Genomic DNA, 16016 nt, shown 5'->3' on the forward strand with positions numbered 1-16016 from the left:
TTAAACAATTTGGAGAATCATTTAAACATTTAAAATTATGAAATTTTCTGCACAACCAGCAGAGGGAGGAAAAGTCTGTCCTGACCTTTCTACTTTTAATAACTCACGATACATAATTCGTCAGATTATGCGTTTAAGCTTGATTACAGCTATTATCACTTTTGCAACGGTTCAACTGATATCGGCGACGCCTGGCAACGGGCAGGGCACCTCCAGGGTAGAAGTGATGGTAGAACTCCATAACGAGTCCGTTTTTTCAGCCATTAAAAAGATAGAACAGCAAACTGATTTCCGGTTTGTATACCGCGATAAAGATCTGGCCGGCCTTAAAGACTTTAATCTTCCACTCGGGAAACGCTCTGTCAGAGAGCTATTAGACCTGCTCTTTGATGCTAAAGATTTCCGGATAACAGAGCTAAACAACAAGATCCTGATTTCCCCGGCAGAGAAAAACCCCGCCGGAACTGCACAGGATATCCGGGTGATGGGAATTGTGATGGATGAAAGCGGAGACCCGATACCCGGTGTTACCGTGCGGGTAAAAAACAACAACAGCCTTAGTACAGCTACCGATCAGAATGGCCATTTTAATATCACGATTCCGGAAACCGGCAGCAGGTCACTTCTTTTTAGCTATATCGGTTATAAAACCCAGGAAATTGACCTGGGGAGCCAAACTTCTGTAAGAGTAGTGCTTTCACCGCTTGCAGGCAGTTTGAATGAGGTAGTAGTGATCGGTTACGGCACCTCTACCCGTAAAGACCTGACCGGCTCCATCGCAAGGGTGAACTCAAAAACCATACAGGACCAGCCTGTTGGCAATGTGATCAATGCCCTGCAAGGCAGGATGGCCGGCGTTGAAGTATCCCAGTCCAACGGATTACCTGGTTCGGGCACTTCCATCAAAATACGCGGACAGTACTCTATCAATAGTGGTGTGGAACCACTGTACGTGATAGATGGTGTTCCTTTCAATTTTAGTTTAAGCGTTTACCAAACAGGCTCCAATGGTACCGTAAACCCGCTGAACAGCCTGAATCCCGGTGATATTGAGAGTATAGATGTATTGAAAGACGGAGATGCTACGGCCATTTACGGCGCAAGAGGAGGCAACGGCGTTATTCTGATCACTACTAAAAAAGGGAAAGCCGGTAAAACCAAACTGGATCTCAACCTGAGTTCCGGCATCGGGAAAGTAGGCAATAAAATAGACATGCTGAATGGCGAACAGTATTTAGCCCTCCGTAAAGAAGCCTTTGCCAATGACAAGGTAACACCCACTACGGCCAATGCCCCTGATTTAACCACCTGGAGCCAGACTAAGTTCAGAAACTGGCAGGATGACCTGCTGGGCGGCACCGCGCGCTACACGGATGCACAGGGGACATTGAGCGGCGGCAACGAGGATACCCATTTTGCCTTTAGTACCGGTTATCATCATGAGGGCACTGTTTTCCCCGGAAGTTTTGCGGAAGACAGGATCTCAGCAAGACTGAACATTGACCATACTTCAAAAGACAGAAGATTTTATGCGTTAATATCTGCCGCCTATTCTTATGATAAAAACAATTTGCCAACAAGAGATCTAAGCAGTTATTATAATCTTCCTCCTAACTATGATCCTTATACTTCTACCGGGGCATTCAACTTCTCTCCGCTTATACAGTATAATCCATATGCCCTGTTGGCACAGAAATACAAGGCGGCCACAGCAAACCTGATCGGCAACATGAGCCTGAGATACAGGATTCTTCCGGGATTGAGCCTGAAAGCAAACCTGGGCTATACTTCTCTTAATTTTGACCAGAATGCGCAGTTCCCATCTTCCACACTTAATCCGTCGTACTTTGCGGCTGTAAGCAATGCTGTGTTTGGCGCCACTTCCGCAAGGTCCTATATTGCAGAACCCCAGCTGGAATACATTAAAGATCTTGGAAAAGGTAAACTGACGGCGCTACTGGGTAGCACTTTTCAATCCAATACCAGCATCACCAACACCACTACCGGTAACAACTACAGCAACGATGCCTTATTGGGTAGTATGGCGGCAGCAGGAACACTTTCTGCAAGAACCGCCTACGATAATTATAATTTCAGCTCTGTTTTTGGAAGAATCACTTACAACTGGCAGGGTAAATATATCCTGAACGCCACCATGAGAAGAGATGGTTCCTCCCGTTTTGGCCTGAACAATGAATTTGGAAACTTCGGTGCAATAGGCGCCGCGTGGGTATTCTCAGAAGAGCCGTTTGTGAAAGATCAGTTCTCCTTTTTAAGCTTTGGTAAATTACGCGGCAGTTATGGTGTTACAGGCAATGATCAAATCCCCAATTATCAGAACCTGTCTACCTATACGGCCAGCGGATCTACCAGCGGATATCAGGGAATAACGGTACAAAATCCGTCAAGGCTCGCCAACCCGGATATCAAATGGGAAAGTAACAAAAAAGCAGAACTGGCACTGGAACTGGGTTTCCTGAAAGACAGGATACAGTTCACTGCTGCCGCATACCGGAATACAGTAGGTAACCAGCTGCTGTATATTTCAACGCCCGGACAGGTCGGCTTTACAAGCTATCTGGGGAACTTCCCTGCCACCATCCAGGCGCAGGGACTCGAGTTTGAGCTGAATACAAAGAACATTGAAAGAAATGATTTCAGGTGGTCCACTTCATTCAATTTCACCATCAACAAATCAAAGATCTCCAAATTCGATAACCTCGCCAGTTTGAGCTTCTATGCCAATCAGTTTATGGTAGGCTATCCCGTGCCGTTTAGCAGGCAATACATTTTTAACGGGATAGATCCCAATACCGGGATAGTTACCTATCAAACTGCCAATCCAAATGGCATCCCCTCTTACCTGGTGGATCAGCAGCCAACGCCTATTGGTAATCCATACTATGGCGGTTTAAGTAATAATTTTACCTATAAGCGCTTTGAATTAGGCTTCTTCTTCCAGTTCAAACATCAGAATGGATATATCAATGGCGTAGCAGGATCTCTCGGCTCTATGAACAACCAGAACACCACTACACTGGACCATTGGAAACAGCCGAAAGACAATACGCAGTTTGGCGCACCAACGGCCAATTCAAGCAATCCGGCATATAATGCTTACAGCTTCTATTATAACAGCTCCACCGCATTTTATGGCGATGCGTCCTGGCTGAAGCTGAAGAATGTGAACCTGGCTTATAATTTCCCAAAACGTTGGATTACGGCTGCAAAACTGGCTAATCTGAGAGTATATGCCCAGGCACAAAATGTTTTTACGATATCGAAATACAAAAATGTATTTGATCCTGAAATGGGAGCTGGTCAAGGGGGACCAGGAATGCCGGCACTGCGTACTATTGTTTTTGGTTTGAATGCTTCTTTCTAACACTAAACCTGACATCAACATGAAATTACTTTCCATACATAAGATCTGCCTGGTTGTAATACCGGGAGTGTTGCTCTCCACCGCTTCCTGTAAAAAATTTATTGAGGTAGATGTACCGATTGACCAGGTGAGCGCTGATAAAGCTTTCCTCAATGATGCAACAGCGCTGAGTTCTGTTCTGGGCCTGTACGCCAACGGTAACCTGCTGCCCGCCAGCGGAAGCACGGAAAACTCTTTACTGGGTGCTGCCACCGCCCTCGGTGGCGCAGCGGCGGATGATATCTACCTGAGTTCCGCTACTTACCTGGACGAGTTTAAAACCAATACCATCTCTACCTCCAGCGGATATGTAAACAACACCTGGAACTACGCCTATGCGGTTATTTTTGCGGCTAATTCAGCTATTGAAGGACTCAACAGCTCTACTGGTGTATCTCCTGCGGTGAAGCAGCAATTGCTTGGTGAAACGTATTTTATGCGCGCCTTCACTTATTTCTATCTCACTAATTTATATGGAGACGTACCAAAGGTAACCAGCACTGCAAATAGCGTGAATTTAACATTGCCCAGGGCGCCACAGGCAGAAATATATGAGATGATCATCAGCGACCTGAAAATCGCGCAAAACAACCTAGCAGATGCATATCCGTCCGCACAACGGGCCAGGGCCAACAAAGCCGCCGCCACTGCGCTTCTTTCCCGGGTGTATTTATACATCAAAGATTACGCAAATGCGGAGGCGCAGGCAACAACAGTGATCAATAACAGCGCTTATAAACTGGAAAGCCTGGACAGTGCTTTCCTGAATACCAGCAACGAAGTGATCTGGCAACGTTTTACTTTTTACGGCTACTCTATTTTCGGCCGTAATTTTGTTCCGTCAGGCACCACGCCTAACTATGTGATTTATCCCTCGCTGGCGGCCAGCTTTGAATCTGACGATCAGCGCATGGCTAAGTGGCTTAAACCACTTCCGATAGGTAATATTACTTATTACTATCCTTATAAGTATAAGCTACGTGACGCCACTGCCGGAAATGAATTTAATGTACTGCTTCGTTTGGCAGAACAATACCTGATCCGGGCAGAAGCCAGGGCGCAACTCGGTAAAGTAACCGGGGCAGGTAGTGCAGCAGAAGATTTGAATATAGTAAGAACCCGTGCAGGTCTTACCGGTACAACAGCCAACACCCAAAGCACCATGCTGCTGGCAATTGAAAAAGAACGGGCGCATGAACTGTTTGCTGAACTGGGCCACCGCCTGTTCGATTTAAGAAGAACAGGCAGGGCTGACGCTGTTCTTGGTCCGCAAAAACCAACCTGGAAGTCCACCGCTGTGTTGTTCCCGGTACCGGCCAATCAGATTTTATACAATAAAAATCTTACTCAAAATCAAGGTTACAACTAATCCGACAGGCATGCTAACAAAAATAAACAGGCAACTACGTTTGCTGACAGCAATCATTTGCTGCACCATAGGAGTACAGGCACAGCAAAGTGATACGAAAGTTAAAATGCTTGGAGAGCCCGCCCCTCCCCTGTACATTTCCAACTGGCTCAAGGGAGATAAGATAACCGCCTTTGAAAAGAACAAAGTATATGTGGTTGAATTCTGGGCTACCTGGTGCCAACCCTGTATCGCCGGGATGCCCCATCTGTCGGAGCTGGCAGAGAAATATAAAAAAGAAGTGACCGTGCTGGGCGTAAGCATCCATGAACGCAAAGAAACCACTTTGCCTATCATAGAAAAATTTGTTGCCGGGATGGGTGAAAAGATGGACTACAACGTAGCCACCGAACAGGGTACCCTGATGGCGGAGAACTGGATGAAAGCATACGGCGAGCGGGGAATCCCCTATTCATTTGTGGTGGACCAGCAAGGAAGGATTGCCTGGGCCGGCCCACCCAAAAATCTGGACAAAGTGCTACCACAGATCATTTCAGGCACCTGGGATATTAAAGACGCCGCCGAAAAAAGAAAGGAATGGCAACGGCTGTCAGTCATCGACAACAACCTTGTACCAATTATGAATTCTCTCATGGGGAACCCGGGAAATCCTATTGGCGCCTTAAAAAGAATTGATTCAATTCTTGCCAAAAATCCGGAACTCAAATACTATCCTTATACCGGCCATTATACTTTTTATGCTTTGACTAAAACAAACCCTGAAAAGGCGGTGGAATTTGGAAAGGAATGGCTCAAACACAATGACTATCCTCGATTTTCAACTGTTACAGACGCGGTCACAGGAAAAGACAACCTGCCGGCATCTCTGTATATACTGGCAGCCGACTGTTATCAGTCGCAGCTCGATCTTTACCCCTGGAGTATGGACTTTCCGGCCACTTACAAAAAAATGGCGGAGCTGTATGTAAAAGCAGGGAACAAAGAGAAGGCGGCTGAACTGCTGAAGAAGGCTGATTCTACGGAAGTCAAAAAAACAGATCATTAATTTAATTCGTAGAAAATGAAGTATCTGAAAATATGTTTCTTATTGCTGATCACCACGGCTGCATTTTCGCAGAACCGTGGCTCCGTTGATCCTAAACTCACGGAACTGTTAAACCAGAAAGATTCCGTCCAGCTGGGAAAAAAACTGGAAGCACTTTCTAAAAGCGATGTAGAAGAAGATCTGAATTTATTGGTTTCTTATTACAATACTACACGCAATCAAAATAAGAGAGATTCCATTGCACGGCTTTCTATACGGAAATTCCCTAACGGCTTTGCCGCTTTTGATGAAGCTTTGGGAGAGATCTATAATGAAACCAACGGGGCTGAGAATGAAAAAAAGTATAAGCTGTTTGTGTCCCGGTTTGGATCAAACCCAACGCTTAAAGGACATTTCTTTTTCGATGCGGCTAAATATTATGTAGCGGTTTCTTTCAGAAACAATCCCGGGAAAGTGATGCAATACCTGAACCAGATCCGGGACACTGTTTATAAAACCAAAGCATTCTCCTATGCGGCAAGGGAAACCTATGCACGGAAAGAGTACGTGCTGGCAGAAACCCTGATCAAAAAATCTATTGGCGATGAAATGCGGAGATCCGCCGAAAAGTCGGCTGATTACTATACTTACGCGAGGCAATACGCAGCTATCCTGTATGCCAATAAAAAGTATAAAGATGGCTTGAAATATGCCCGCCAGGTGTACGCGCAGGACGATAAAAAAGATAAGACGTTCAATGACACCTATTTAAATTTATTGGTAGCCAACCGGGAGTTTACCGAAGCCTTCCCCTTAATGGAGGAAAGCATCAAAAACGGAAGGGCTGCACAGGAAGTAAAGGCGCAGTTTAAAAACGCCTATATCACGGTAAAAGGAAGTGACCAGGGATTTGTGGCCTATGAGCGTGCGCTTTATGACGCACTGAAAGAAAAGATTAACGCTGACCTGGCAAAAAAAATGATTAAAGAACCGGCCTTCGACTTTTCGGTAACGGATGTAAACGGGAAAACGGTTTCCCTCTCCGATTACAAGGGAAAAACAGTTGTCCTGGATTTTTGGGCTACCTGGTGCGGCCCCTGTAAAGCTTCCTTTCCCAACATGCAGGCCGCAGTGAATAAATTTAAAGATGACAGCAGTGTAGTGTTTCTTTTTATTCATACCTGGGAAACAGATGCTGATCCGGTAAAGAGTGCAGACAACTACCTGCGAACCAACAAATACACTTTTAATTTGCTGATGGATCTAAAAGACCCGGTGGCTAAAACCAATAAAGCGGCCGCAGGATACAAGTTACAGGGCATCCCGGCAAAGTTTGTGATTGATAAAAATGGTATGATCCGTTTCCGTTCCCTTGGTGGAACTTCTGCGGGGAGCGATGCTTTTGTAGAAGAGATGAGTACGATGATTGATTTGGCAAAGCACGGGTAGCATAAACGGTTATAAATGAAGAAAGAGGGACTGAAAAAATCAGTCCCTCTTTCTTTTAATAGCTTGTGTCTACTTCGCCGGTTGCCTTATTTTAAAAAACTGCAACACCAGCCCTACCACCAGCAGCCCAAGCAAAACCTTAATGCAGGTCTGTACAATGGGAGAAGTAGGTCCGTCGGATAGCGGATGCCCGACCGGCACACGCAATAATGTTTCGTTGATCGCCGGTATCAGGGAAAGGAACAGGGTAAGCGTCATACAAAGCACCTGTATCAGCAACAACCCCCTTTTCCTGGACGCCTGGCGCCCCAGCAAATAGGCAACCCCAAGTAAAATAAGGATCAGTATCCCGATACCATGCCCGGGATTAAAGCCCCCTTCTTTGGAAAGCCCAAAGGATGTGACACTGGCGATGACAGTAAGTATACTGTATATTTTGCCTGTGCCGGAAAAAGGATTGATAATACCCTCTTTTATCAATGCCGCTATGGCAAATAATAAAGCAATAACAGCGATAATGGTGTGTACAATACCTAAAATACTCATAGGAAAAAGATCTAAAGGTCAATAAAATGGTAAACTTCTATTTCTGGATTTTTAATAACAGTTTTATAGATGTCCTGGTTCATTCACTGACCTCCCCTACTTAAATAAGTAGCTACACCCTTAGCGCACCCGGTTATTCGCCAAAAATTAATTTGTTTACCTGCGCTATTTCCTGGCGGCTGATCGTATGACCCATATTTTTGTAAATGACTTCAGTTACTTTTGCACCCATTCCCTCCAGCAATATAGTACTTTCTTTCACCCGGTTCACCGGTACATGAAAATCCGGATCACTGCTTCCAATAAAAATCGGCGTACCATCAAAATCACCCTTATAATTGTTGTGGTCAACGTGATCGCCTATAAGCCCACCGGTAAAAGCAACTATGCCACCGAATCTGGCGGCATTGGATGCGGCAAACTCCAGTGTAAGACAGGCTCCCTGCGAAAATCCCAACAGGAAGATCTGTGATTTTGAGAAACCTTTTTCTTCAAGATCCTGTACGATATCTTCCAAAAAACTCAGGGAACCAGAGAGAAACGGCTCATTTGCTGCCCTGGGCGCCAAAAACGATTGCGGGTACCAGCTATTGCCTTTCGCCTGTGGAGCAATAAGGGCAAATGCTGCTGTATTTAATTCCGTCGCCAACGATAAAATATCCTCCGCTGAGCCCCCGCGGCCATGTACCATGATCAAAACCTTTTCTGCCGCCTCCAGGGGCTTTCCGGCTTTCAGTATTTCCTGCATAACTTTTGCTTTAACTCAATTTTGGAAGCACTTTTTCTAAATCCTCTCTCAGATGCGCATGTTGGTGAGGCAACATCAAATGGGTCCCCAGCTCATTTAAGGGTTCATCCACTGTGAAACCCGGGTTCTCGGTAGCGATTTCAAAAAGCACCCCACCCGGCTCCCGGAAATACAAAGAGAAGAAATAATCCCGGTCGATTTTTGGCGTAATCTGCAGGTTCCTGCTTAATACTTTCTCCCGGACTTCCATCTGCACCTGTTCATCTTTTACGCGGAAGGCCACGTGGTGGTTCGTTCCTGCCGCGCCTATGCCTCTCTGGCCATCCGGAACTTCCAATAAATCTATGATAGCTGCGGTATCCACGGCGTCTGTAATGAAACGGTACCTGTTGCCTTCCTGTGAAAGAAAACGGTAGCCCAGGATATCGGTGAGCACTTTCGCGGTTTCGTCAATTTTCCGTAACGTCAGCGTGGTACTGTGGAACCCTTTGGTAGCTGTATCTTTCTTAATCTCATCGGTTTCCCAGGGCACCCTGTTATCTTCGGTTTTAGGAACAATAAGGCTTAGCGACAAGCCATCCGGATCGCGGAAAGAAAAAAACTGCTCTCCAAAACGCTCCGCGATTTCGCTGGTCTTTACCTGCTTCTTTGCAAATCGGTCTAACCAAAACTCCAGGCTTCCGGCCGGAACAGCATACCCTATTTCAGTAGCCATCCCCACACCTTCGCGTCCCTGCCCGATTCCTTCCCACGGAAAAAATGTAAGGATGGTTCCGGCAGATCCGCTTTCGTCGCCGTAATAAAGATGATAAGTTCCGGGGTCGTCGAAGTTAACTGTCTTCTTCACTAACCTCAGGCCAATGGTCCGGGTATAAAAATTTAAGTTCTCCTGTGCACTACCAGCAATGGCGGTAATATGGTGCAATCCTAAAATGCTGTTGTTCATAATGACACGGTTGTATTCAAGAAGCATACCATCACATATTCCTCTTTAAATCAGCACTTTAATACAAATGAGCTTTTAAAAAAAATACTATATATCGTAAATTTATGAATTCACGTGAAGCAGGCTGTTATTGTGTATCAGGCTACCGGCTGTTTTGCGGCAGTTTAGAATTGGTGATCACTTCCTGCGGTATCAGCAGCGTATAACGGGGATCATTGGCAGGCAGCGTATACACCGTTCCATTTACCACGCGGGAAAGATTCTTTGCAAAACGGCTGTCTTTATTCAGCCTTCGCAAATCCGTCCACCTGAGTCCTCGCATCAGTAATTCCTTACGACGTTCCAGAAGAATCTTAGTAAGGGCATCGGTTGCGTTACTCACGGTAAAGCCGGGGTATGTTCCACTCACCCAACGGGTGGCAAGTAAAGTATTCATGTCGTTTACGGCGTTGGCGGTTTGCCCCGCGCGGGCATAACATTCTGCCCGTACCAGGTATAACTCATCTACAGCAAGCCCGTTAAACAAAGCAGATGAACCCACTGCGCCCTCGTAGTTGCCAATAAAGCGATAAGTACCTGAAGGCACGGGCACGTCCAGGTTTTCCTTAACGAGCAATTGCTTCCGCAGGTCATCGTTTTGGTAGGCACTGATTATCACCGGGTCAATCAATGCTTTATTTTCGTCGCCAAAGCCCACTTCGAGTACACTGTTTTGGTGATCAATAACCGCATGGAATATTACTTCCTTATTGAAACGCGGGAAAGGATTATAGCTGCCCAATTCGAGCGTGTTATAATCAAGCAGGTCGCTTTTGAGCTTCAGCGCGGCATCTGCAGCGGATAAGGCATTGGGATAATCTTCCATCGACAAATAAACACGGGCGAGCATGGCCAGTGCGGCCGCTTTGTTGGGCCGGGAAGAGATACTGGAGGTATTGCTGAGCAAACCGGCTGCCTGGGTCAGATCATTTACAATGGCGTCATATGTTTCTTTGACCGTTCCCCTGCCCGGCACATCGTTGATATCTGACCGGGTATGGATAGGCAAGCCCGGTTCCTGCATAGTAGCGGCGCCATAGGGCTTAATATACATTTGTGCCAGCGGCCATAAAGCATAGGCACGCAGAAATAAGGCGCTGCCCTGCAGGTTGCTGATCACTGCCGGCTGATCTGTTCCCTTAATTTTCTCCAGCGCTTCCAGCACCAGGTTACAGTGATAGATCTTGTTGTAAGATGCTACCCACTGTGTTGACGCAGCACGGATCGCGTTAGGCTGCCACGTATACAGCGCTTTATCTTCCAGTGTGATCACATCTGAATTATAACGGTTATCATCCAGGTAATAATCATCTGCAGCAATCTCCCCGTCTACCGGGTAGTTGATGTTGAACAGATCATAATTATCCAGTATCAGCTGACAATCTTTTGTTGTTTCGATAAAAGACTGGGACCCGCTTTTCTTGATGTCTACATACTTTTCACAAGCGGTAACAGTCAGCACACACACAATAAGAAGAATATATTTTTTCATGACTCGTACAGTTAAAAGTTAGTTGAAAATCCCAGGCTGTAGGTACGCGGTAAAGGATAATCGAATACTTCCGGGTCCACTCCTTTATCATTGGCGCGCCAGATGATACCCAGGTTGCTGATATTGGTATACACCCTCGGATCTTTGATACGGCTGCCGGGCTTTACTTTCAGGGTGTAAGACAGGTTGATCTCCTGTAATCTTATATGATCCCCTTTCACTACATTGATGGCCGAATAATAGTAAAAATTGTCCCGGTTAGGGTTACCGGTCGACATAACAGCCGACGGTACATTGGTAACCGTTTCATCGCCCGGACGCTGCCACCTGTGGTTATATTCTTCTCCCTGCAAACTATTACCGGAATACAGGTTGCCATAGTTAATCACCTGCGCTAAAGGCCGGCGTACGTAATAACCCAGCTTGTAAAGCAGGTTGGCAGATAAAGCGAAAGAAGCGTAACTAAAAGTATTTCTGAAAGAACCATAGTACACCGGAACGGCACTGCCAAAATATTTCAGGGTGCCCAGCGGCGCATTTTGAATAGCTTTATAATTGTTGTCGCCTTCGATAGAATTGGATATAGTTACTATGTTACCATCCAGGTATCCGCGCGGGTCACCGGTTTTGGGGTCCAGCCCTGCCCACTGATAACCAAACAACCGCGATAAATCATAGCCTTCGTTATAGGAACCAGTACTGTTGCTTACCGCGGCACCAGCCTGACTGGTAGCCGTTGCAAACAGCTTCGTTACTTTAACCCGGTTGTAGGCAAACAACAGGTTGCTGTTCCATTTGAATGAGCCTGCGCTCACGTTCAGTGAATTGAGTGTAAGCTCCACGCCATGCCCCTGCAGGTTGCCGGTGTTGTAATTGATATTGGTATATCCGGTGCTCGGGTCCAGCGCGCCACCGGCAATCAGGTCGGTTGTTTTTTTGCTGTAGTACTGGATATTACCGGAAAGCCTGTTGCCTTTGAACTGAAAGTCTACACCGATATTGAGCACGCCTGTCCGCTCCGGACGCAACTGGCTGTTGGTGATGCCGGTGCCAAAGGAGGTATATGCATACGGAAGATTATTGGTGCCATTAAGTGTAGAATAGGTAATCAATGGCCTTGCAATAATTAATGGGTTCACGTTTCCATTATAACCATAAGTTGTTCTCAGGGTCAGCGAAGGCACCAGCTCCCAGTGGTAAAAACTTTCATTGTGAATATTCCAGGCGCCGCCTACAGAATAAAATGGTGTTCCTTTCTGATTGGTGCCGCGGCCAAACTCACTGGAGAGATCTTTACGTACACTTGCTGAAAAGGTATACCTGGCATCAAACGTATAGGCTGCATTGGCGTAATAACTAAGGGTACGCACTTTATTGTCAATAAACCCGGTGGAAAGATTGGGAATATATTCACCATTATACCCGCTGAAGTCTTCTGCAAAAGCGATCGGTATCATGGTTTTAAAATCCAGTTTATTATTGGTGTATAAAGTGCCTTCATCATAGCCGTAGTAACCGTTGGTGCCGGCAAGGCTGTAGGACTGGGCCATATCGAAACCTGCAATGGCCGACAACTGGTGCTTTTCTTTCCAGGTATGGTCAAAATTTAACTGTCCCCTGAAGGTATGATTGCTGGAAGTTGTTTGCAGGATGGTGTATTGGCCGCCTAAAGGCAGCTGGCGGTTATAGGGCTCCACCGGTTCCAGCGTCCTCGGGTCTACAGAGGCAGGTGAAGTGGTGAAATAATTGATCATATTCCTCATATAAAATGAGTTTTGGCGATAGAGGGTATTATCATTATTTCTGCCGGTGTTATAATTATAGGTGAGCTGTGCGGTAAGACCGTTTGCTATCCTGTAATTGGCGTTGATGCCCAGATTCAGGTTCTGCGATTTCAGCTTGTTGTATCCTTCATTGATATCGTTAAGCGGCACATAGCGATAGCTTAAAAATTTATCGCCATACTCCTTTTCCACTGCGGCGGCAAAGCCCTGGCGGTAAATCTTGGCCAGTTCCAGGTAATTGCCCTGGTCATCGGCTAAGCGTGAGTAGGGATAAAAGGTAGCGTCAGTGGCTCCTGTTATCCTGTTCTGTGGGGCTTGTTCATGGTAGTTCTGAACATTATAAGAAATATTGCCCTGCAGTTCGAGTTTTTTGAGAGGTTTAACGGACATGGAATAACCGAGTGCGATCCGGTCGTAATCAGAATTTTTTGTATTGTTGATCGTCTTGTCCCATCCGCCGGATAAGCGGTAGTTAAAGCGTTCAGCGCCGCCGTCCACTGCCAGGGAATAACTTTGGGTAACGGCATTGCGCAGAAAATATTTATCATAGTCCTTCCTGATATCATTCTTTCTTAAAGCATCCAGTTGTGCATTTGCCTGCGCATCGGTAAGTGTGTGTTTAAACTTCCAGGCATCCACAATCTCTGCTACGGGTGATTTTATTTCCTGGCCATATAAGTGGGAGATACTCAGGTCAGGCAATGGCCTGTTCTGCTGTTCAAAATAAGCCGCCTGCGCATCTATATAATCAGAAACGCTCATCGTTTTATTATAGAACAGGTCTACCTTCTCCGTGATGTTAATGTTGCTGTTGAAGCTAACCCGTGGTGCGCGGTTATACGACCCGCGCTTCGTTTTAATAACAATAACGCCGTTGGCTGCACGGGAGCCCCAGATAGAGGCAGCGGCGGCATCTTTCAGGATGGTTACGCTCTCCACATCATTAGGGTTTACCCGGTCGATAGAATACGGGCTGGCAATACCATCGATCACCACCAGTACCTGGCCGCTGTAGTTGCCGTTCAGGTCTGCGCTTACTGCATCATTCAGGGTATTTTTACCACGAATGGTGAGGTTAGCCAGCGGAGATTGCCTCGCATTGGGTGAGGCCGAATTGATGGGACGAAGGTCGTTACGGAAATCAAGTGACGTGGTAATCCCTTCCAGGCGCCGGATCAGGTTTGGATCATTACTGTGTTGCAGCTGCTCTTTGGAAATAACTTCAAAAGATCCTGTGGCCCGCTCCCTGGGCAGCTCCTGCAAACCTGTTGAAACGATGGCCACGCCTTTCATTTCAATGGAAGATTGTTTTAACAGTACATTGATGGCTGTTCTGCCTTTTACGGCGATGGTATCGGACTGGTAACCGATGTAAGAAAATATCAGGCGGCCATCATCGGGTACCCTTAGTATTTTGTAAAGCCCACCCTGGTCAGTTGCCACGGATACCTGCGTACCTGTAAGCCGGATGGTTGCCCCGGGAAGACCCACACCCTGGCTGTTGGAAACGAACCCGGTTACATCCACAAAATTGATGGCCTGAGCCGGAGTGGCTACCGGCTTTTCTCTCAGTATGATGGTGTTGTCATCAATGGTGTAGGACAGCGGCTGGTCTTTTAATACAAGATCCAATACCGTTCTGATATCAGCAGCCTGTATGTTGATACTTACTTTACCCGTATTTTTCAATAGCTGGGTAGTATACACAAAATCATAATTGCTCTGCTGCTGAATTTTTGCAATGATCACCCGGAGAGCTACTTCTTTTTCCCTGAGTGATATCTGTTGCGCAAAGCTGGCCGATGCACTAAAGAGCATAATAAACAGTAAGCATGACGTCAATCGCATAGGCAGCCGGAGTTTACGGGCATACAGATGATGCATGCCGGATTTCATCGCATAATTTTTATACATTTGTCGTGTTTGGTTGATAGTTGATACAATCAGGAATTTTATTGACAATACTGCCAGGCGCCAGCCAGTTGTGTGCAACCACATCTGGCTATTTTTTTAACCCCGCAGCGGTTTATTATTTAGTGACGATAATTTTTCTTCCCACAATTTTAAAATGTACCTTATTGGTCAGTTCCAGTTTTCTTAATACCTGTGAAACATAGGCACGGCTGCTTACTCTTCCGCCAAAATCATCTGTTGGCAGCTCTCCTTCATACACTACTTCCATATCATACCAGCGGCTTATTTTGCGCATGATCGACTGGATCTTTTCATCCTGGAAAACGATATAATTGTTTTTCCAGCCGATGGCCTCCTCTGTATCTACCTGGATGGTTTTAATCCCTGCATCGCTTCGTTGCGCCTGCTCTCCGGGCTTCAGCACTATGTTACCGATACGTATACTGCCTTCCAGCAGGGTTGTTTTGGTAAGCGCTTCATCGGCATAGCTGTTGATATTGAAATGTGTTCCGAGCACTTCTACTTTTTGTCTGTGGCTTTTTACGATAAAGGGTTGTGCCTTATTTTTTGCCACCTCAAAGTATCCTTCTCCCTGCAGCTCCACCTCCCGTTGCTGTTGCCCCCTGAAGCTGGAAGGAAACACCAAACGCGAAGCAGCATTGAGCCAAACGATGGAGCTATCGGGCAATATCAGCCGGTAGGTGCCTCCTTTGGGTGTTTGCAGGGTTAGCATCCGGATGCTTTCACTTAAAGCGGCATCTATCTTTGTATTATCATCATATCTCAAATCGTCGCCGTTCACCGCAATACCCGTTCTGGAAGAATCCAGCACCATCATACCACTGCCGGCGATAGATAACGTTGCTTTGTTGGTGCCCGGGGGGATGTCCTTTTTACTCTCCGCCAGCTGGCCAACAGAAATTGCCGGTGACTGTGCAGGCCGGTAAAGAAAATAAGCGCCGATACCAATCACTAATGCAGCAACAGCCGCCGCAGCCACCAGGTTGCGCCGCCGGCCGGACAGGCGTTTCACAGGCCGGTATTCATTTTCCAGCCGTTCCCATACCTGGTCAACGGAGGCAAGCCGCGCTATCATATCAGGCGCCGCAGCGCCTTCCTCCTGATAGGTTAAGTACCATGATTCCAACAACGCCAATTCCTCCGGGGTGGCTTTTCCAAGCCTGTAATGCTCCAGCATGGTCCGGATTTGTTGTTCGGTTAGTTCGCTCATAACTTGCGTATATTATGTAAGACAATCAACATCCCCACAGGAGGTATATC

At 46.4% G+C, this 16016-nt stretch carries 10 protein-coding genes; 4 read left to right on the top strand and 6 right to left on the bottom strand.

Annotated elements, in window-relative coordinates:
* The first annotated feature begins 127 nt into the window (after positions 1-127).
* Genes B5Z18_RS02755 through B5Z18_RS02770 form a run of 4 tightly spaced genes read left to right on the top strand, consistent with a single transcriptional unit; the run spans position 128 to position 7266 of the window.
* On the top strand, positions 128-3385 hold the full coding sequence (locus B5Z18_RS02755) for a SusC/RagA family TonB-linked outer membrane protein (RefSeq protein ID WP_159454167.1): 3258 nt from the start codon (positions 128-130) through the stop codon (positions 3383-3385).
* Positions 3386-3404: 19 nt separating this feature from the next.
* Positions 3405-4793 (top strand): RagB/SusD family nutrient uptake outer membrane protein, encoded by a 1389-nt coding sequence (locus B5Z18_RS02760; protein ID WP_159454168.1) that lies wholly within the window; start codon positions 3405-3407, stop codon positions 4791-4793.
* 10 nt (positions 4794-4803) lie between these two features.
* Positions 4804-5838, top strand: a complete 1035-nt coding sequence (locus B5Z18_RS02765) for a TlpA disulfide reductase family protein (RefSeq protein ID WP_079467865.1) — start codon at positions 4804-4806, stop codon at positions 5836-5838.
* A gap of 15 nt (positions 5839-5853) precedes the next feature.
* Positions 5854-7266: a TlpA family protein disulfide reductase gene (locus B5Z18_RS02770; protein WP_079467866.1), complete on the top strand. Its 1413-nt coding sequence runs from the start codon at positions 5854-5856 to the stop codon at positions 7264-7266.
* A 69-nt stretch (positions 7267-7335) separates the two neighbouring features.
* On the opposite strand, the gene B5Z18_RS02775 is transcribed toward B5Z18_RS02770, so the two are convergent.
* The 6 genes from B5Z18_RS02775 to B5Z18_RS02800 all read right to left on the bottom strand — a co-directional run bounded on the left by B5Z18_RS02775 (position 7336) and on the right by B5Z18_RS02800 (position 15966).
* On the bottom strand, positions 7336-7812 hold the full coding sequence (locus B5Z18_RS02775; RefSeq protein WP_079467867.1) for a hypothetical protein: 477 nt from the start codon (positions 7810-7812) through the stop codon (positions 7336-7338).
* 133 nt (positions 7813-7945) lie between these two features.
* Positions 7946-8560 carry an alpha/beta hydrolase gene (locus B5Z18_RS02780; protein WP_079467868.1) on the bottom strand — a complete coding sequence of 205 codons (615 nt, stop codon included), beginning with the start codon at positions 8558-8560 and terminating at the stop codon, positions 7946-7948.
* Between the two features lie 10 nt (positions 8561-8570).
* Positions 8571-9506, bottom strand: a complete 936-nt coding sequence (locus B5Z18_RS02785) for a ring-cleaving dioxygenase (RefSeq protein ID WP_079467869.1) — start codon at positions 9504-9506, stop codon at positions 8571-8573.
* Positions 9507-9648: 142 nt separating this feature from the next.
* Positions 9649-11037, bottom strand: coding sequence for a RagB/SusD family nutrient uptake outer membrane protein (locus B5Z18_RS02790; protein ID WP_079467870.1), 1389 nt, complete (start codon positions 11035-11037; stop codon positions 9649-9651).
* 11 nt (positions 11038-11048) lie between these two features.
* Positions 11049-14819, bottom strand: coding sequence for a SusC/RagA family TonB-linked outer membrane protein (locus B5Z18_RS02795; RefSeq protein ID WP_235015863.1), 3771 nt, complete (start codon positions 14817-14819; stop codon positions 11049-11051).
* 31 nt (positions 14820-14850) lie between these two features.
* The gene (locus B5Z18_RS02800) at positions 14851-15966 is read right to left on the bottom strand and encodes a FecR family protein (protein WP_079467871.1); all 1116 of its coding nucleotides are present in this window, start codon (positions 15964-15966) and stop codon (positions 14851-14853) included.
* Positions 15967-16016: the final 50 nt, after the last annotated feature.

Source organism: Chitinophaga ginsengisegetis (assembly GCF_900168065.1).
Taxonomy (GTDB): domain Bacteria; phylum Bacteroidota; class Bacteroidia; order Chitinophagales; family Chitinophagaceae; genus Chitinophaga; species Chitinophaga ginsengisegetis.